The 18,757-nt window shown below is 63.7% G+C and carries 14 protein-coding genes; 10 read left to right on the forward strand and 4 right to left on the reverse strand.

What is annotated here, in order from left to right; genetic code table 11:
* The first annotated feature begins 403 nt into the window (after positions 1-403).
* From NKI18_RS03835 to amaB, 7 genes are all read left to right on the forward strand, one after another.
* Positions 404-3,775, forward strand: a complete 3,372-nt coding sequence (locus tag NKI18_RS03835) for a transglutaminase family protein (protein ID WP_353018883.1) — start codon at positions 404-406, stop codon at positions 3,773-3,775.
* Between the two features lie 6 nt (positions 3,776-3,781).
* Complete coding sequence (locus tag NKI18_RS03840) at positions 3,782-6,193, forward strand: circularly permuted type 2 ATP-grasp protein (RefSeq protein ID WP_352615374.1); 2,412 nt, start codon at positions 3,782-3,784, stop codon at positions 6,191-6,193.
* A 7-nt stretch (positions 6,194-6,200) separates the two neighbouring features.
* A complete protein-coding gene (locus NKI18_RS03845; protein ID WP_352448166.1) occupies positions 6,201-7,085 on the forward strand; it encodes a transglutaminase family protein in 885 nt (294 codons plus the stop codon).
* Positions 7,086-7,203: 118 nt separating this feature from the next.
* A complete protein-coding gene (locus NKI18_RS03850; RefSeq protein WP_352615376.1) occupies positions 7,204-8,322 on the forward strand; it encodes a DNA topoisomerase IB in 1,119 nt (372 codons plus the stop codon).
* A gap of 84 nt (positions 8,323-8,406) precedes the next feature.
* The gene (locus NKI18_RS03855; RefSeq protein ID WP_292663532.1) at positions 8,407-8,781 is read left to right on the forward strand and encodes a YciI family protein; all 375 of its coding nucleotides are present in this window, start codon (positions 8,407-8,409) and stop codon (positions 8,779-8,781) included.
* On the forward strand, positions 8,778-10,052 hold the full coding sequence (locus NKI18_RS03860; protein WP_023675463.1) for an RNA polymerase sigma factor: 1,275 nt from the start codon (positions 8,778-8,780) through the stop codon (positions 10,050-10,052). Before NKI18_RS03855 ends, NKI18_RS03860 begins: the two co-directional genes overlap by 4 nt.
* Positions 10,053-10,235: 183 nt before the next feature.
* Positions 10,236-11,750, forward strand: a complete 1,515-nt coding sequence (gene amaB, locus NKI18_RS03865) for an L-piperidine-6-carboxylate dehydrogenase (protein WP_352615379.1) — start codon at positions 10,236-10,238, stop codon at positions 11,748-11,750.
* A gap of 59 nt (positions 11,751-11,809) precedes the next feature.
* Here the strand turns inward: amaB and NKI18_RS03870 are convergent, their stop codons facing one another.
* Complete coding sequence (locus NKI18_RS03870) at positions 11,810-12,673, reverse strand: hypothetical protein (protein WP_352615686.1); 864 nt, start codon at positions 12,671-12,673, stop codon at positions 11,810-11,812.
* Positions 12,674-13,380: 707 nt separating this feature from the next.
* On the opposite strand from NKI18_RS03870, the gene NKI18_RS03875 reads away from it, so the two are divergent.
* Together NKI18_RS03875 and NKI18_RS03880 are read left to right on the forward strand one after the other, a co-directional pair.
* A complete protein-coding gene (locus NKI18_RS03875; RefSeq protein WP_352615381.1) occupies positions 13,381-14,193 on the forward strand; it encodes a nucleotidyltransferase family protein in 813 nt (270 codons plus the stop codon).
* Complete coding sequence (locus NKI18_RS03880) at positions 14,186-14,938, forward strand: metallophosphoesterase family protein (RefSeq protein WP_023675466.1); 753 nt, start codon at positions 14,186-14,188, stop codon at positions 14,936-14,938. The genes NKI18_RS03875 and NKI18_RS03880 overlap by 8 nt, the downstream gene beginning before the upstream one ends.
* 4 nt (positions 14,939-14,942) lie before the next feature.
* Here NKI18_RS03880 and NKI18_RS03885 read toward each other — a convergent pair whose 3' ends face one another.
* From NKI18_RS03885 to NKI18_RS03895, 3 genes are read right to left on the reverse strand one after another with little or no spacing between them, the layout of a single operon-like run.
* Entirely contained in the window at positions 14,943-15,110 is a 168-nt protein-coding gene (locus NKI18_RS03885; protein ID WP_084640998.1) for a hypothetical protein, read from the reverse strand.
* Between the two features lie 60 nt (positions 15,111-15,170).
* Entirely contained in the window at positions 15,171-16,784 is a 1,614-nt protein-coding gene (locus tag NKI18_RS03890; RefSeq protein WP_352615385.1) for a DHA2 family efflux MFS transporter permease subunit, read from the reverse strand.
* Positions 16,781-17,749: an HlyD family secretion protein gene (locus NKI18_RS03895; protein WP_352615387.1), complete on the reverse strand. Its 969-nt coding sequence runs from the start codon at positions 17,747-17,749 to the stop codon at positions 16,781-16,783. The genes NKI18_RS03890 and NKI18_RS03895 overlap by 4 nt, the downstream gene beginning before the upstream one ends.
* A 475-nt stretch (positions 17,750-18,224) precedes the next feature.
* On the opposite strand from NKI18_RS03895, the gene NKI18_RS03900 reads away from it, so the two are divergent.
* Positions 18,225-18,656: a hypothetical protein gene (locus tag NKI18_RS03900; protein ID WP_023675469.1), complete on the forward strand. Its 432-nt coding sequence runs from the start codon at positions 18,225-18,227 to the stop codon at positions 18,654-18,656.
* Positions 18,657-18,757: the final 101 nt, after the last annotated feature.

Consider the following 18,757-nt stretch of genomic DNA (forward strand, 5'->3'; position numbering starts at 1 on the left):
CCCCTCGCAAGGCGGGAGATCGGCAATTTTCGCCGACGGTGCCACATTTTGTTCTTGCTTTGTGCCGGCAGCTATGCTACTAACTTGGCTATGGTGCCAATTCGCACCGAAGACCCGCTCACCGAGGCGGGTTTTTCTTTTCAGCTCTTTTCGACCAAGCATCGCGCGTGCTGCTGACATCAATGTCGGCGGGAAGCGCCCGGTGCTGACCCGCCGGCCTTCGGCTCTGCACCGTTGCAACGTCTTGCCGCCACGCCACGGAATTCCAGGCTCGGCGCTCCGTTTCGTGAAGCTGTGAAAGCTGCTTAATTTAGGTGCAGCGCAACATCTCTGCTTGGAGAATGGTCAGCATTCGTGTCAGGGTTCAGCGAACTCCTTTTGAAACGCCGACTTCAGGGGCACCATGGCAATTCTGGCAGCCGTCTATCACCTGACCCACTACAAATACGACCGGCCGGTCGTCTTGGGCCCGCAAGTCATAAGGTTGCAGCCTGCGCCGCATTCCCGCACCAAAGTGCTCAGCCATTCGCTGAAGGTCGGGCCGGCAAACCACTTCGTCAATTTGCAGCAGGACCCTTACGGCAATTTCCTTGCCCGTTTCGTCTTTCCCGAGCCGGTGACGGAACTGAAGATCGAGGTCGATCTCGTTGCCGACATGACGGTCTACAATCCGTTCGATTTCTTCGTCGAACCGTCGGCCGAGACGTTTCCGTTCGAATACCCCGAAGAGATCCGGGACGATCTGACCATCTACCGGACGCCGGAACCGGCGGGGCCGCTGTTGGAGGCATTCCTGAAAACCCTCGCGCGCCACCCGACCAACACCGTCAATTTTGTCGTCGACCTCAATGCGCGGCTGCAGCGCGAGATCGCCTATATCGTGCGCATGGAAACCGGCGTCTTCTCGCCCGAGGAAACGCTGGCCGCCGGCAAGGGATCGTGCCGCGATTCCAGCTGGCTCCTGGTGCAGATACTGAGGAACCTCGGCATCGCCGCGCGTTTCGTCTCCGGCTACCTGATCCAGCTCAAACCCGACCTCGTTGCGCTCGACGGGCCGCCCGGCACGGCGACCGATTTCACCGACCTCCATGCCTGGTGCGAGGTGTATCTGCCGGGCGCCGGCTGGATCGGCTTCGACCCGACCTCCGGCCTGCTCACCGGCGAAAGCCATGTGCCGCTCGCGGCAACGCCGCATTTCCGCAATGCCGCGCCGATCTCCGGCATGGCGAGCTTCGCCAATGTCGAATTCGGCTTCGACATGCGGGTAGACCGCATCGCCGAGCATCCGCGCATTACCAAGCCGTTCTCCGACGAGAGCTGGCAGGCGCTGGACGCGCTGGGGGTCCAGGTCGATGCTGCGCTCCAGGCCGGCGATGTGCGGCTGACCATGGGCGGCGAGCCGACCTTCGTCTCGATCGACGATTTCGAGGCTGCAGAATGGAACACCGCTGCCGTCGGGCCAACCAAACGCGAAAAGGCCGACGCGCTGATCCGCCGGCTGCGCGAACGCTTCGCGCCGGGCGGCTTCCTGCATTACGGGCAAGGCAAATGGTACCCCGGCGAAAGCCTGCCGCGCTGGACCTTCTCGCTCTACTGGCGCACCGACGGCGAGCCGGTGTGGAGCGACCCGTCGCTGATCGCGCATGAAAAGAGCGAGGCGGATGTCGGACCGAAGCAGGCCGAAGGCCTGCTGACGGCGATCGCCGACGAACTCGGCATCGACAAGACGATGGTCAGCGAAGCCTATGAGGATCCGGCCGAGTGGCTGCTCAAGGAAGGCAAGCTGCCTGACAACGTCGATCCTTCCAATTCGAAGCTGGAGGATCCGGAGGAGCGCAGCCGCATGGCGCGGGTGTTCGAACGCGGGCTGACCAAGCCGTCGGGCTATGTGCTGCCCGTCCAGCGCTGGAACAGCCAGGCTTCCGGACCGCGCTGGCGCTCGGAGAAATGGAAGACGCGGCGCGGCAGGCTGTTCCTGGTGCCCGGCGATTCGCCGGTCGGCTACCGCCTGCCGCTCGGCACGCTGCCCTATGTGCCGCCGGCGCAGTTCCCCTACATAGTCCCGGTCGATCCGTCGCTGCCGCGCGGACCACTGCCGGCGCGCGAGGCGATCTTGCCCGGTTCTGCTTCGTCGCCCGCTGCGGCCGAACTGGAGGGCGCCGACGAGATGGCGCGACGCCAGCAGGCGGTATCCTTTACGGCCGTTACCGGCCAGCAGGAACGCGTCGAACAGGAGATCACCGAGATCGGCGGCGCCGTGCGCACGGCCCTTTCGGTCGAGCCGCGCGACGGACGGCTTTGTGTGTTCATGCCGCCGGTCGAGGCGCTGGAGGACTATCTCGAACTGGTGGCGGCGGCTGAGAACGCGGCAAGGGCGATCGGCCTGCCGGTGCATATAGAGGGCTACGGCCCGCCGCACGATCCGCGCCTCAATGTCATCCGTGTCGCACCCGATCCCGGCGTCATCGAGGTCAATATCCACCCCGCCGCGAATTGGCAGGATTGCGTGGCGACGACCACGGCGATCTACGAGGAGGCGCGGCAGACGCGGCTTGGCGCCGACAAGTTCATGATCGACGGCCGCCACACCGGCACCGGCGGCGGCAACCACGTCGTCGTCGGCGGCGCAACGCCCAATGACAGTCCGTTCCTGCGCCGCCCCGACCTGTTGAAGAGCCTGGTGCTGCAATGGCAGCGGCATCCGTCGCTGTCCTACCTTTTCTCCGGCCTGTTCATCGGCCCGACCAGCCAGGCGCCGCGCTTCGACGAGGCGCGCCACGATTCGCTCTACGAACTCGAAATCGCGATGGCGCAGGTGCCACATCCGGACAAGGGCGCGGCACCCCTGCCGTGGCTGGTCGACCGGCTGTTCCGCAACCTTCTGACCGACGTGACGGGCAATACGCATCGCTCGGAAATCTGTATCGACAAGCTGTTTTCGCCGGACGGGCCGACGGGCCGGCTCGGGCTGGTCGAATTCCGCGGCTTCGAGATGCCGCCCAACGCGCGCATGAGCCTGGCGCAGCAATTGCTGGTGCGCGCCATCATCGCCCGGGCCTGGAAGAACCCGCTCGACGGCCGCTTCGTGCGCTGGGGCACCTCGCTGCACGACCGTTTCATGCTGCCGCATTATGTCTGGGCGGATTTTCTCGACGTGCTGGACGACCTCAAGCTGAACGGCTTTGCGTTCCGTCCGGAATGGTTCGACGCCCAGCTCGAATTCCGCTTCCCGTTCTGCGGCGAGGTCCAGCATGCCGGCGTCAAGCTGGAACTCAGGCAGGCGCTCGAGCCGTGGCACGTGATGGGCGAGCAAGGCGCGATCGGCGGCACCGTACGCTTTGTCGATTCCTCCGTCGAAAGGCTGCAGGTGAAGACCGAGGGGCTCAACCCGGAGCGTCACGCCGTCGTCTGCAACGGCCGCGTCGTGCCGATGAAGGTGACCGACAACCGCGAGATCTCGGTGGCCGGCGTGCGCTTCAAGGCCTGGCAGCCGGCGTCGGGCCTGCATCCGGCGCTACCGGTCAACACCCCGCTGGTCTTCGACATCTATGACCGCTGGTCGGGCCGCGCGGTTGGCGGCTGCGTCTATCATGTGGCACATCCCGGCGGGCGCAGCTACGACACCTTCCCGGTCAACGGCAACGAAGCGGAGGCGCGGCGGCTCGCCCGCTTCGAGCCACGTGGCCATACGCCGTCCAGCTATGTGCTGCGCAACGAAGAAGCCTCTGAAGATTTCCCGATGACCCTTGACCTTCGGCGGCCGCAAAGACTCTGATCAGCCATGGCGAAGGGGAATCACAAAAGGCTGCGCAGCAAGCCGCAAACCCACAGTCTGCTGGAGCACTATCAGCCGATCGACGGCGTCGTCGACGAGATGGTCGATGCGTCGGGCAATCCGCGGCCGGCCTGGCGGCACTTCATCGAGGCGCTGGAGGACCTGGGTCCGGAAAAGCTTGCCCAGCGCTTCGCCCGCGCCGACCAGTACCTGCGCGATGCCGGCGTCTATTACCGCGTCTACGACAAGGCCGGCGCCAACGAGCGGGAATGGCCGCTGGCGCATGTGCCGCTGCTGATCGAGGAGCAGGAATGGGCTGACATCAGCGCCGGCCTGGTCCAGCGCGCCGATCTGTTCGAGGAGACCATCGCCGACATTTACGGTCCGAACCGGCTGGTCGAGAAAGGCATTCTGCCGGCCGGATTGATCGCGGCCAGCCCGGAATATTTGCGGCCGGTCGTCGGCACCAGGCCGGCCAGCGGCCATTTCCTGCATTTCTGCGCCTTCGAGCTCGGCCGTGGCCCGGACGGCCGCTGGTGGGTGCTTGGCGACCGCACACAGGCGCCGTCGGGCGCCGGCTTCGCGCTGGAGAACCGCGTCGCCACCACGAGGGCGCTGTCCGACATCTACGGCGAGATGCATGTGCACCGCCTGGCCGGCTTCTTCCGTCGCTTCCGCGACGCGCTGATCGGCATGGCCAAGCAAGCCGGCGGCCGTGTCGCCATCCTGACGCCGGGACCGCTGAACGAAACCTATTACGAACATGCCTATATCGCCCGCTATCTCGGCATCATGCTGCTCGAGGGCGAGGACCTGACCGTCTCGGGCGGCAGGCTGATGGTGCGCACGGTTTCGGGGCTGATGCCGGTGAGCGTCTTGTGGCGGCGGCTCGACGCCGCCTTCGCCGATCCGCTTGAATTGCGGCCGGACTCGCAGATCGGCACGCCGGGGCTGGTCGAGGCGGTCCGGCAAGGGGCGGTTTCGGCCGTCAATGCACTGGGTTCCGGCCTGATGGAGACGCGCGCGCTGCTCGCCTTCCTGCCCAAGATTTCGCGGGCCCTGCGCAACGAGGAACTGCTGCTGCCGACGGTCGCGACATGGTGGTGCGGGCAGGAGACGGAGCGTGAACATGTGCTCGCGAACATCGATAGCATGGTGATCGGCCCGGCGCTGTCGACGCGGCTTGCCTTCGAGGACGACGGCTCGACCAAGCTCGGGTCAGCGCTGTCGGTCGGGGAACGGGCCGAACTCGTCGCCAGGATCGAACGGGACGGCGGCGACTTCGTCGGCCAGGAAGCGGTGACGCTGTCGACCACGCCTGTCTATGTCGGCGGCTGGCTGGAGCCGCGGCCGGCAAGCCTGCGCGTCTATCTGGCGCGGACGCCGGAAGGCTGGACGGTGATGCCGGGCGGCTTTGCCCGTGTCGGCTTCTCGCTCGACCCGACGGCCATCGCCATGCAGCGCGGCGGCCAGGCGGCGGATGTCTGGGTGGTCAGCGACAGGCCGGTCGAGCGCGAGACGCTGCTGCCGCAGGAGCACGACAGCTTCACCCGAACCTTGCCCGGCAGCCTGCCCAGCCGCGCGGCTGAGAACCTGACATGGCTCGGCCGCTATATCGAGCGGTCGGAAGACACGGTGCGCATCCTGCGCGCCTACCATGTGCGGCTGGCCGAGACATCCGATCCCGAGATGCCGCTGCTCGCCGATATCAGCGACTATCTCGCGCCGTTCGGCATCGACGTCGAGACGGCAATCCCATTGGGGCTCATCGGCACGCTGGACAGCGCCGTTTACAGCGCCGGGCAGATCCGCGACCGCTTCTCGCCCGATGGCTGGCTGGCATTGAAGGATCTGTCGAAGACCATCCATCAATTTGCCGCGACAGTGGCGCCGGGCGACGACGCGACAAGGGCAATGACGGTCATCCTGCGCAAGCTAGCCGGGTTTTCCGGCCTGCTGCACGAGAACATGTACCGCTTTGCCGGCTGGCGTTTCCTGGAAATCGGCCGCAGGCTCGAACGCGGCATCCAGATAGCCCGCACGCTCGCCCGGCTGACCGGAGCCCAGGCGCCGGAAGGCGCGCTCGACATGATGCTGGAGATCGGCGACAGCGTCATGACGCACCGTCGGCAATATCCGGTGCAGGCGGGGCGGCGCACGGTGGTCGACCTTCTGGCGCTCGATCCGCTCAACCCGCGCTCAATCCTTTTCCAGCTCGAACGGCTGAAGGCCGAAATCGCGCTGCTGCCCGCTGTCGGCGCTGAAGGCCATATGTCGCCGGCGGCCAAGGAAATCCTGCAGCTCAACACGTCGATCGCCATCAAGGAGCCCTCGGACATGACGGCCAAGGCCCTCGGCGATCTCGCCAATGAAATCGGCGGGCTCTACAACAGCCTCGCCAAAGCCTATTTCGGGTAGAGACAGCATGCTCTACGACATCAGGCTTCACCTGCGTTACGACTATGATGCGGCGGCCGGCGGTGGCCGCCATCAGGTGCGCGTGCTGCCGCCGACCATCCCTGGCGTGCAGCGCGTCATCGCCGCTTCACTGTCTTTTGTGCCGGCGCCCAGCGAACGTTCCGACTTTTCCGACTTCTTCGGCAACAGTGTCACCTCGATCGCCTTTCGTGACGCGCATGATGCGCTCGACATCAGGATGAGCGCGCGTGTTTCAGTGTCGCGGCCCGAACCCGGGCTCGACGTATCGCCGGACATACGCCGGCTGAGGGAAGAACTCGGCGCAGTGCACTCGCTGGCGCCGGCTTCGCCGCATCACTTTCTGGCCGCCAGCGATCATGCCGGCATCGACGCGGCAATCACTGCCTATGCGAAAGGCAGTGCCGGCAGTTCGACAGTCGGCACGGCCATGGCTCTGTGCAACCGCATTCACCGCGATTTCACCTATGACGGCGAGGCGACCACGGTGCAGACGCGGGCCAGCGACGCCTTTGGCCTGAAGCGCGGCGTCTGCCAGGATTTTTCCCACATCATGATCGCCGGCCTGCGCGGCCTCGGTATTCCCGCGGGCTATGTCAGCGGGTTCCTGCGCACCATCCCGCCACGCGGGAAGCCGCGGCTCGAAGGCGCCGACGCCATGCACGCCTGGGTCAAGGTGTGGTGCGGGCGCGATGCCGGCTGGCAGGAATTCGATCCGACCAATGGCATGCGGGCAAGCAACGACCATATCACGGTCGGCTACGGCCGCGATTACTCCGATGTGGCGCCGATCGTCGGCGTGCTGAAAACCACTGGTGGACAGGTCGGCGAGCAGGCGGTCGACGTCATTCCGGTCGTGCTCGAAAAGGCGTGACGACGCACGTCTTCGACGCACGGCGACGTCGATAGGCTGTTCTGGAGCCAAGAGATCAAGAGGCGTTGGAACCCGCAGCCGGCAAGCGGCTTATCTACGGAAATTCGGTGGAGAGGACATGCTGGACAAATCCGGGTCGTCGTCTGGCCAATCGGCTGTGAGAAAAGCTGCACCAAAAAACGGGGTGCCGCAGAACGGAGCGCTGGAGAACGGCGCGCAAGCCTCGGCCGTTCGGGCCTCGCTCAACTATGTCACCAACACTGAACCCGGTATTCGCCGGCTGCGTTCGGGCAAGGGGTTCTCGTACAAAGGACCCGACGGGCGGATTGTCGACGGGGAGGCGCTGGCACGCATCAAGGCGCTCGCCATTCCACCGGCCTGGACGGATGTGTGGATCTCGCCGGATGCCGACGGTCACATCCAGGCGACCGGTCGGGACCAGCGCGGACGCAAACAATACCGCTATCACCCGCACTGGGCGGAGGAGCGTGACGGCGTCAAATATTCGAGCCTGGTCGCCTTCGCCGAGAGCCTGCCCGAACTGCGGCGGCAGATCGACGTCGATTTGCGCCGTCACGGCCTGCCGCTGGAACGCGTCGTTGCGGCTATCGTCTGGCTGCTCGACAACACGATGATCCGTGTCGGCAATGCCGCCTATGCCCGCGACAACAAGAGTTTTGGGCTGACCACGCTGCGTGACCGCCATGTCGACATCAAGGGCTCGAGCCTGCGTTTTGCCTTCATCGGTAAATCCGGCAAGGAATGGAGATTGAAGCTTGTCGATCGCCGGATTGCCAAGATCGTGCGTGGAGCGCAGGACCTGCCGGGCCAAAAACTGTTCCAGTATCTCGACGAGGACGGAAACAGGCATCCGGTGCGCTCAGACGACGTCAACCGCTATATCAGGGAGAACGCCGGAGCGGAGTTCAGCTCCAAGCACTTCAGAACCTGGGGTGGCACCATCCATGCGGCGTCGCTGTTTGCGCAAACCGAACGTCCCGAAAGCCAGGCGCAGCAAAAGCGGGTGATGAACAATGTCATCGACAAGGTTGCCGAGCGGCTCGGCAACACACGCGCGGTTTGTCGCCAATGCTACATCCATCCGGAAGTGTTCCGCGCCTGGTCCGAAGGACGGCTGCTGGACGAAATGGCGGATGCCAACAAAGGCAAGCGCTCGATCGCCGGGCTCGACGACGAGGAGGCCTTGGTCTTGAGATGGCTGAAGGCGAGGGAATGACGCCGGACGGAGCGTATTTTTTTGTCGACGCCATGTCGGCATCGGTCCTAGTGTTTCGTCCTTTGATAGAGAAAAGGACGACCCATGCTCTACGCGATCCTCTGCTATGCCTCTGAAGACGTCGTCTGCTCCTGGAGCAAGGAGCAGGACGACGCAGTCATGGAAAAGCTTATCGGTGTCCAGGAAAAATATGCCCAGGCGGGCCGGCTTGGCCCGGTGGCGCGGCTCTTGCCGACGACCGCGGCGACGACGCTGAGGAAGGTCAAGGGCGAATCGATCGTCATCGACGGCCCGTTTGCCGAAACCAAGGAACAGTTCCTCGGCTTCTACACGCTCGAATGCGCCGACCTCGATGAGGCCGTCGACTTCGCGCGCGAGCTTTCCGAGGTCAACCCGAGCGGCGGCTCCTATGAAATCCGGCCGGTCTCGCTCTTCAATCCCGCCAAGGTTTCCGCATGACCGAACTCGCCTGGATCAGCACGGCAATCAGCACCGCTCGCCCGCAGGTGATGGGGGCATTGCTGCGCTACTTCCGCGACCTCGACGCGGCGGAGGAAGCATTCCAGGACGCCTGCCTGAGGGCACTGAACAACTGGCCGAAAAACGGTCCTCCGCGCGATCCGGCAGCTTGGCTGATTTTCGTCGGCCGCAACAGCGGCATCGATGCGGTGCGCAAGCGCGCCAAGCAGGCGCCGCTGCCGGAGGAGGACCAGATCTCCGATCTGGAGGATGCCGAGAGCGACGTCGCCGAGCGGCTGGACGGGGCGCATTACCGCGACGATATTTTGCGGCTGCTGTTTATCTGCTGCCATCCCGACCTGCCGGCCACACAGCAGATCGCGGTGGCGTTACGCATCGTCTCCGGCCTGACGGTCAAGCAGATCGCCCGCGCCTTCCTCGTCGGTGAAAGCGCCATGGAGCAGCGTATCACGCGCGCCAAGGCGCGCATCGCCGACGCCGGGGTGCCGTTCGAGACGCCGGGAGCGGTCGAGCGCTCCGAACGGCTCGCCGCCGTCGCCGCCATGGTCTACTTGATCTTCAACGAAGGCTATTCCAGCAACAGCGGCGAGGCTTCGGCGCGTGCGCCGCTTTGCGAAGAGGCGATCCGGCTGGCCCGGCTGCTGCTCAGGCTATTCCAGACCGAGCCGGAGATCATGGGGCTGACGGCGCTGGTGCTGCTGCAGCATGCACGCTCGCCGGCTCGCTTCGACGAGAACGGCGAGATCGTGCTGCTCGAAGACCAGGACCGTAGCCTGTGGAGCCGCAAGATGATCGATGAAGGCCTGGCGCTGGTCGATAAGGCGTTGCGCCATCGCAAGCCCGGTCCCTACCAGGTGCAAGCGGCGATCGCCGCACTGCATGCGCGGGCGGAAAAGCCCGAGGACACGGACTGGAACGAGATCGACCTGCTCTACGGCCTGCTTGAGCAGATGCAGCCGTCGCCGGTGGTGACGCTCAACCGCGCCGTCGCGGTCTCCAAGGTGCGTGGACCGGAAGCCGCACTCGCCATGATCGAGCCGCTGGAGGGAAGGCTTTCCGGCTATTTCCATTTCTTCGGCCTCAAGGGCGGACTGCTGATGCAGCTTGGCCGCGGCGAGGAGGCGCGCGTCGCTTTCGACCGCGCCATCGCGCTTGCCAATACGGCCGCCGAGGCAGCGCATATCCGCATGCATATCGACCGGCTGATGAAAGAAAGCGCCGTGCGGGAAACCGCCAAGACGGCACACTGATTCGCTCTATCTGGCTGGTTCAACAGTCGGACGCCGGCTTGGACCATGCCGGGGTGGCGATTTCTCCCTGAAACGCGTAATGCCACGCCATGACAGCGCCTGGTATGCCGACCGGCAGGGAACCGGTATGGCGAAAAGTTTGGGCCGACGCCATATAAGCGACGGCATCTGAAAGGGATAAAAATGACGATTGCGATGGAAACGGCCGGGCTTCTGGCGAAACTGGGCGTTGCCGAGCGCGCGCTTACGGGCGGCGATCTTATCGTGCGCAGCCCGGTGACCGGCGAGCAGATCGCCGCGCTGAAGACCATCTCGCCGGCCGATGCGGCAACGACCATCGACAATGCCCACAAAGCTTTCCTGGCGTGGCGGCAGGTACCAGCTCCCAAGCGTGGCGAGCTGGTACGGCTGCTCGGCGAGGAATTGCGCACACACAAGGCCGAGCTTGGCCGGTTGGTATCGATCGAGGTCGGCAAGATCCCGTCCGAGGGTCTTGGCGAAGTGCAGGAGATGATCGACATCTGCGATTTCGCCGTCGGTCTTTCCCGGCAATTGTACGGCCTGACCATCGCCACCGAGCGTCCTGGCCATCGCATGATGGAGACCTGGCATCCGCTCGGCGTCGTCGGCGTCATTTCGGCCTTCAACTTTCCGGTGGCGGTATGGTCGTGGAACGCGGCGCTTGCGCTGGTCTGCGGCGACGCGGTGGTGTGGAAACCGTCCGAGAAGACGCCGCTGACGGCGCTCGCCTGCGAAGCGATTTTTGCACGCGCGGTAAAGCGTTTTGGCACGGACGCGCCGCAGGGCCTGGCGCCGGTGCTGATCGGCGACCGTGCCGTCGGCGAGATCCTGGTTGACCATCCGAAGGTGCCGCTGGTTTCGGCCACCGGCTCGACGCGCATGGGCAGGGATGTCGGCCCACGGCTGGCGAAGCGCTTTGCCCGTGCGGTGCTGGAGCTCGGCGGCAACAATGCCGGCATCGTCTGCCCGACGGCCGATTTGGACATGGCGCTCCGCGCTATCGCCTTCGGCGCCATGGGCACGGCCGGCCAGCGCTGCACGACGCTCAGGCGCCTGTTCGTGCATGAGAGCGTCTATGACCATCTCGTTCCGCGCCTGAAGAAGGCTTATGAGAGCGTCTCGGTCGGCAATCCGCTGGAGACAAGCGCTCTGGTTGGCCCGCTGATCGACAAGGCTGCCTACGAGAATATGCAGAAGGCGCTGGAGGAGGCGGCTTCGCATGGCGGTAAGATAACCGGCGGAATGCGGGTCGAGAACGGTCACCCCGAGGCCTACTATGTGCGTCCGGCGCTGGTCGAAATGCCGCGGCAGGTTTCGCCGGTGACGGAGGAAACCTTCGCGCCCATTCTCTATGTGATGAAATATTCGGACTTCGACACCGTGCTAGAAGAACACAATGCGGTGGGAGCGGGGCTGTCATCCTCGATCTTTACCCGCGACCTGCAGGAATCCGAGCGCTTTCTTAGCGTCGATGGATCGGACTGCGGCATCGCCAACGTCAATATAGGCACGTCAGGGGCCGAGATCGGTGGTGCCTTCGGTGGCGAGAAGGAGACCGGCGGCGGCCGCGAGTCGGGGTCCGATGCCTGGAAGGCCTATATGCGGCGCGCCACCAATACGGTGAATTATTCCAAGGCGCTGCCGCTTGCGCAGGGCGTGTCGTTCGACATCGATTGAAATGCCAGACCTCCGTCGCGGCGGCGCCAAGGCTGCCACGACGGCGGTCGGCTCGCGGTTCAGCTGGTTTCGGAAGTTACAACACAATTGTCGAAGGCTGCATCGATGATGGCGAGCTTGACCGCCTGGGCGGTCATGTATTCCTGATAGAACTCGCTCGACACCCACATGACCGAATGACCGCGCTGGCCCAACCAGCCGATGCTGCCGAGTTCCTCGGCATCGCGCAATTTGCGTGACAGGTGGGTCCGGGAAAGCTTGAGCCAGTTCGCGAAATCCCCGATTGACACGACACCGGTCGGAATTCGGTCCAGGTCGGCATGATCGGGATCGACGCCGGACATCAGCCAATCCATGACGATGCCGCCATTGTCGAGCCAGGTGAACAAGGAAAAAGTCTGTCTTGGCTCGCGCACGGCACGCGACGAAAGGAGGCCGTCGGCCACCAGCGGCTGCAGTTTGGCGAGCACATCCGGTTGTGCGACGAATGCAGGCAGTCGAAATCCACCGTCCAGGCTGTCCAGCGTTTTCAGATGAGCCATGACCCAGCCGGCAACCGTCTCCAGAGTGCCCGCGGCCGGCTCAAAGGGGCGGATGCGCCCATATTTAATCGGCAGATGCCGGATGAAACCGTAATGCAGCATCTCCTTCAGGAAGGCATCGGCGGTGTTGCGGCTGGCCACCGAATGCCGGCAGATGTCGTCCATGAACCGTGCGGACGTAAGTCTCTTGCGATGATCGTCCGGCTCTCGATTGAAATACAAGCCAAGGCCGATATGGGCCATCAGCCAACGCTGTTGCGTGGCGAACACGGAGGCCAGCCGCGGGTTCGCTTCATAGGTCTGGAGAAGTGTCCGCGACTGAGCCTGGACATGCCGACGCAATGCCGGATGGCTGGCAATGTCTTCAGAAACCAGCGCCATCCCCGCCGAGCCCAACCAAATTTGCAACTGGAAAATGCCGATCACAATTTCAGCCTTCGCGGGTCGTGTCCAGAGCCGGCGCATTAGGATACGAGCTGAATCCCGCCGGCTAGTGGGCTGAATTCCGCGACTTGATCGCCGAGGCCACTGATTTCGCTGCAGAGGGCTAGCCCGCTCGAACCCACCAACGATGACTTCGCCTGTCCAGCCCGTGCTCCCGCCGATGGCGACGCGGAACCAACACAAGCTTTGCTCGTTGAAGAACGCTGATTGGACTGAGACAGTGAGGGACTACAAAATGGAGAATGGCCTTTTCGCCACGCCGCCTGCAGCTTTCCGGCAAACAGAGTCGGTCTGGCCACGGGCGCTCAAGTGGCTGTTGCGCCGAATGCGCAGCGCCTCCGACAGTTCGGGAACCATGTTGAAGCCAATCCTCTCCGGACCCGAGGATGATAGCGGGCCCACTCCGCCTCGACGCGCTTGAGGCTGACCGCGCTGCGATCTTGACGCCAAAATGACCGCTCACATATCCTTTTAGGGCCGCGCCGCAGCCGACAACCATGACCGCTTCGAAGGCCTGCCACGGCGGCGTGTCCGCCTGATGCAGCAGGCGAGAGCGGTAGTGGCACGCCGCGGCGGGAACCATCGGGCATGCTTGGCTATTAGATACAGGCGGCTGCTGGTCTGCCGGGCCAGGAGCCATTGCTATGATCATCGATCCTCCACCGAAAAGTGCTATCCCGGCATCCCTTCCGTCGGTCGATCCAAAAGCCGCCCCGACGCTTCGCAATGCCGAAGCGGAGGTCTTTTATATCGAAGCGATCCGCGAACTTGTCGCGACCGGCATCCCCTTTCTCGTCGCCGGCACCTATGCCGTAAGCGCCTATACCGGGATCATCCGCCAGACCAAGGATCTCGACATTTTCTGCAAGGCCGGCGACTGCCCGCGCATCCTCGCCCATTTCAAGCAGATCGGCTACGCCGTCGTGGTCGAGGACGACCGGTGGCTCGGCAAAGTGTTCAAGGGCACCCATTTTTTCGACGTCATTTTCGCCTCGATGAACGGCACAATGCCTGTCGACGACCAGTGGCTGGAGCACGCCCGTCAGGGCGAATTGCTGGGCAGCCAGGTGCGGATCATCGGGCCCACCGAGCTTATCTGGTCCAAAAGTTTCATCCAGGACCGCGGTCGCCACGATGGTGCCGACGTCGCGCACACCATCCTCAAGGCCCACGACCAGATCGACTGGCAAAGGCTGCTTTCCTACATGGAAGTTCATTGGGAAGTTCTGCTGATGCATCTCTTGAACTTCCGATGGATCTATCCGACGGAGCGGGGCCGCGTGCCCGCCTGGCTGCTCGACGAGCTGCTTGACCGGCTGGCCAAGCAGCGCGAATTGCCACCTTCCCGGATGAAAATCTGCCGTGGGCGCATGCTTTCACGAACTGACTATGAGATCGACGTCAACGACTGGGGTTTTGCCGACGTCGGCGGTGAAGGAGAACATAGCAATGGCTGACGAGCTCGAAACTGCTTCGCCGAAGGCGGAAAACGGCAGCGCACTCAAAGTCGCCGCCATTGGCGATCTGCATGTCGGCAAGGAGGACCAGGCCTCGTACCGCGATCTTTTCGGCGAGATGTCGCGTGCAGCCCAGGTTCTCGTGCTGACCGGCGACCTTACCAATCTCGGCAAGCCTCGGGAGGCCGAAATCCTTGCCGAGGAACTGCGTGCCTGCACGATCCCGGTCGTCGCCGTACTTGGCAACCACGACTATGAGTCAGGCGCCGTCGAGCAGGTCACCGACATTCTGCGCCAGGCGGGCGTTCACCTGCTCGACGGCGAGGCGACGGAGATTCACGAGGTCGGGTTCGTCGGGGTCAAGGGTTTCGTTGGCGGTTTTGGGTCGCGCATGCTCGGCTCCTTCGGCGAACCGGCGATCAAGTCGATGGTGGCGGAAAGCGTGAACGAAGCGATGCGGCTTGAAAACGCGATGCGGCAGGTCCGCGCCAAACGCACGCTTGTCGTTCTGCACTACGCGCCTGTCGTCGAGACGGTCGAAGGCGAGCCGCTGGAGATCTTCCCGTTTCTCGGTTCGTCACGCCTGGCCGAGACAATAGACCGGTTCCAGGTCAGCGCGGTGGTGCATGGCCATGCGCATCGCGGCGCCTACGAGGGCCGCACACCGGGCGGGGCGTCGGTCTATAACGTTGCCATGCACGTCGCCAAGCCGACCGGCCGCCCCTACGCTGTGCTCGAAATCTAATAGGCTAGATGTTGAACGCCCGCTTCGGCGGAATATCGTTTTCATCCGGATTGGGAATGGGGTCCTCGTCGGGGAGCCTGTCGGGGTCCGGCTCACGCACGGGCTTGGGATCGGGGATGGGAGGCGGCGGCACCGGGGTCGGGGTTGGCTCGGGTGTGGGAATAGTGGCCATCGTGATCATCTCCTCTTGGCGCAGAACAACGCAATGGGTCAGCTGGTTCCCGCCTTCTGGTCAGCCCATCTCCGGATTCGCCTGTCTGCTGCCCGACTTGCTTGATCGCAGCAGCAGAGCAAGCGGAACGAGCAGGGCGGTTGCCACCGCGCAGTAGCGGAAGACATCGACATAGGCGAGCAGCGTGGCCTGGCGGGCGATCAACTGGCCAAGCCAGCCGATCGCCTGCTGCTTCGCCTCGAGCATCGGCGAACCCTGGGCGACGAAATGCTCGGTCGCCTGCCGAAGCGCCTGCTGATAGGCGGGCGACGACTGCACGGTGTGGGCGACCAGATTCGATTGATGGATCTGGGAGCTTTGCGCAATGACGGTGTTGGACAGCGAGACGCCGATGCTGCCGCCGATATTGCGCGCAACGTTGATCAGCGCCGATGCCTGGTTGGTCTTCTGCGGAGGCAGGCCGACATAGGCCGCGGTCGAGATGGGAATGAACAGGAACGGCAGCCCGACCATCAGGAAAACACGGGCAAAGGCAAAGAAGCGGAAGCTGGCGTCCGGAGTAAGCGAGGTCATATGCCAAAGGGCCACTGCGACCACCGACATGCCCATCATGATCAGGTATTTGGGCTGCACGATGGTGCCTACAAATCCGGATACCGGCATCAAGATCAGCATGGCGATGCCGCCCGGCATCATCGAAAGGCCCGAGAGCGTCGCGGTGTAGGCAAATGTCGTCTGCTGCAGCTGCGGCACGATCTGGGTGGTGCTGAACAGGATAGCACCGACCGCCATCATGACCAGGAAGGCTGTGCCGAACTGGCGCGTGAACAATAGGCGCATGTCGACGACCGGATCGCCGCGACTGAGTTCCCATGGAATAAGCAGCAGGAACGCGATCGCGGAAATCACCGCGAAAGTGGTGATGAAATCCGAGGCGAACCAATCGTAGCGCTGGCCCCGGTCGAGAAAAATCTCCAGGCACCCCAAGGCAATCGCCACCAGGACGAACCCGATCCCGTCGATCTTCAGGCCGCCTTTCAGCCGTTCCTTGCGTTCGCGTTCGAGTACGTCCGGTTCGACCAACAGCCATTGCACCAAGGCCAGCGACAGGATGCCGAACGGCACGTTGATGAAGAAGATCCAGTGCCAGGAGAAATGGTCCGTCAGCCAGCCGCCGATCGTCGGCCCGACCGTCGGTGCGACGATGACGGCAATGCCGTAAAGCGCGAAGGCCTGCGAGCGCTTTTCAGGCGGAAAGGTGTCGGCAAGGATCGATTGCTCGCTTGGCGCCATGCCGCCGCCGCCGAGGCCCTGAAGGACCCTGAACAGGATGAGCAGTTCCAGGTTGGGCGCCAGTCCGCACAGCAGCGACGCGACGGTGAAGGTCGCAACGCAGAGCATGTAGTAGCGCTTGCGGCCGATGACGCTTGCCAGCCAGCCGCTGACCGGAATGATCACCGAGTTGGCAACGAGATAGGTGGTAATGACCCAGGTGCTTTCGTCCATTCCGGCCGCCAGGCTGCCGGCGATGTTGCGCAGGGCGACATTGGCGATCGAGGTGTCGAGCACCAGCATGAAAGTGGCGATGGAGACGACGACGGCGATGAGCCACGGATTGTGTGTCCCGGCGGCGGATCGGCTTTCGCCCTGATTTCTGGCGGTTTCGCCGTTCATCGCACCTTGACCGTCGGCACCACCGACAGGCCTGGCCCGAGAAGCACATCCGGCGGCTTGTCGAAGACGATCTTGACCGGCACGCGCTGCACCACCTTGACGTAATTGCCGGTGGCATTTTCGGCCGGCAGGAGGCTGAAGGCGGTGCCGCTGCCGGCCTGGATGCTGTCGACGCGGCCATGAAAGGACTTGCCCGGGTAGGCGTCGATGTCGATGTCGACCGGCTGTCCCTGCCGCATCAGATCGAGCTGCGTCTCCTTGAAATTGGCCTTCACCCAGACCTCGTCGGGAACGAACATCATCAATACCTGGCCGGGTTGGGCGTAGGTGCCCTTAGCGGCGGAAATGCTCGTTGCGCGCCCGGCTGCGGGTGCTGTGATAGTCGTGCGCGACAGCGTCGTGCGGGCTTGCTCCTGGCTGGCCTTTGCCTGCTCGAGCTGCGCCTCGGCGCTCCTGGCCTGTGCCTGCAAGACCGAAACCTGGCTTTTTGCGGAGGCGACATTGGCCTCGGCGCTGTCCAGCGCGGCCTGGTCCTGACGCAACGTCGATGCCGCCTGCTGCGCCTGCTGCTGCGTTGCTGTGCCCCTGGCCAGGAGTTCGCGATTGCGTTGATCCTCGGCCTTGGCGAAATCCAGCGCTGCCTTGGCCTGTGCAACCTGCCTCTGGGCAGCGTTTACCTTTGCGTTTTGAGCCTCGATCTGGGCGGCCACATTGACGATTTCGGCCTCGGCCGCGGCGACGCCGGCATCGGCCTGCTTCAGGTTTGCCTGATAGTCGCTGTCGTCGATACGCAGGAGGACATCGCCCGCCTGTACATGCTGATTGTCGGTAACCGCCAGCTCGGTAATGCGGCCGGCTATTTGCGCACCGATCGTCACTGTGCGCGCATCTATGAAGGCGTCGTCGGTCGATTCGTACTGGCGAGCGTTCAGCCACCAGATCGCGATGCCTGCCGCGACGAGCAACAGCGCAAGCGCGATGGCTGCGGCCGCATAGGGATGGCGCCTGGGAAAGCCGAGCAGACCGGCCTTTCGTTGCGAGGCATTCCCGTCGGGTTTTTCCTGCCGGGGCTCTGCCGATCGCTCACGAGATTCTCGAACCGGGGCCGGTTGCTCCCGGGTTTCATTTACAGGCTCGACGTCTTGCTCGACGCGTTGAGGCTTCGTGTCCAACGGAATTGCTTTCAAGACTGATATTGCAGCCGCCGAAGCGGACGCAAAGCCAAACGGCAAGCTTCCGCAAAAGTTCCTGTCCGGAAACGGGTTCGGTTAACGGGTCGACATCGAACACAGGCGGGGGCGCGTCGGAATTCGAGCGCCGCTTCACCGGGCAGGTGATCCGTACGCCTCATGTTGCGACGGTCCGGCCTTGTCAGCGCTCCATGGCGCGATAATTGCTCATGTAGGCGTGGGCGAATTCACCTGTCGACAGGAGCCGACCATGAAACATCAAACACTCGACCAACTGCAGGCCGTCGCGGAAGTTGAGTCCTTCGCGGCGTATCCGGCGATGACTCGAACCCAGCGGATTGAACGTTGGGCGGAACTTCTCGAACAAAACCCGACGCGATGCCTTGGGGCGCTTCCAGGCACCGAATATATGAACAGGGAAGCGCGTGACAGATCGCGTGGCGCTGGGACGCCGCTCACTGTCGCCTTTGAGGATCCGGTTCTGCGTGCCATGGGCCTCAGCGATGATACCTATGGTGAGGCAAAGCGCTTCTTCGAACTGAGCGACCGGCAGTTGCACCAAATCGTCTGCCATTGCCATGTCGGCGCTACGATGCAAGCGAGATGGGCCGCTGCCAGGGTGCGCGGGATAGTTCGCGGCAACAGATTTGTTGCCTGGATGAAGGGCTTGATCGTGCATTGAGGCGGTACGAGGAACGGCGGAACACGCGTTCTTTCCGCGCCGTGGAGAGCGCTTCCGAACTTGGAAGGGCTCGTGCCCCGTCGGGCCGCGCAGATTGTGAA

Source organism: Mesorhizobium sp. M0800, from assembly GCF_040320095.1.
Classification (GTDB): domain Bacteria; phylum Pseudomonadota; class Alphaproteobacteria; order Rhizobiales; family Rhizobiaceae; genus Mesorhizobium.

Coding starts and splice junctions, on each gene's coding strand:
- NKI18_RS03900 (WP_023675469.1), top strand. CDS start 18,225: ATGAAACATCAAACACTCGACCAACTGCAGGCCGTCGCGGAAGTTGAG.
- NKI18_RS03860 (WP_023675463.1), top strand. CDS start 8,778: ATGACCGAACTCGCCTGGATCAGCACGGCAATCAGCACCGCTCGCCCG.
- NKI18_RS03875 (WP_352615381.1), top strand. CDS start 13,381: ATGATCATCGATCCTCCACCGAAAAGTGCTATCCCGGCATCCCTTCCG.
- NKI18_RS03835 (WP_353018883.1), top strand. CDS start 404: ATGGCAATTCTGGCAGCCGTCTATCACCTGACCCACTACAAATACGAC.
- NKI18_RS03880 (WP_023675466.1), top strand. CDS start 14,186: ATGGCTGACGAGCTCGAAACTGCTTCGCCGAAGGCGGAAAACGGCAGC.
- NKI18_RS03870 (WP_352615686.1), bottom strand. CDS start 12,673: ATGGCGCTGGTTTCTGAAGACATTGCCAGCCATCCGGCATTGCGTCGG.
- NKI18_RS03885 (WP_084640998.1), bottom strand. CDS start 15,110: ATGGCCACTATTCCCACACCCGAGCCAACCCCGACCCCGGTGCCGCCG.
- NKI18_RS03890 (WP_352615385.1), bottom strand. CDS start 16,784: ATGAACGGCGAAACCGCCAGAAATCAGGGCGAAAGCCGATCCGCCGCC.
- NKI18_RS03845 (WP_352448166.1), top strand. CDS start 6,201: ATGCTCTACGACATCAGGCTTCACCTGCGTTACGACTATGATGCGGCG.
- amaB (WP_352615379.1), top strand. CDS start 10,236: ATGACGATTGCGATGGAAACGGCCGGGCTTCTGGCGAAACTGGGCGTT.
- NKI18_RS03855 (WP_292663532.1), top strand. CDS start 8,407: ATGCTCTACGCGATCCTCTGCTATGCCTCTGAAGACGTCGTCTGCTCC.
- NKI18_RS03840 (WP_352615374.1), top strand. CDS start 3,782: ATGGCGAAGGGGAATCACAAAAGGCTGCGCAGCAAGCCGCAAACCCAC.
- NKI18_RS03850 (WP_352615376.1), top strand. CDS start 7,204: ATGCTGGACAAATCCGGGTCGTCGTCTGGCCAATCGGCTGTGAGAAAA.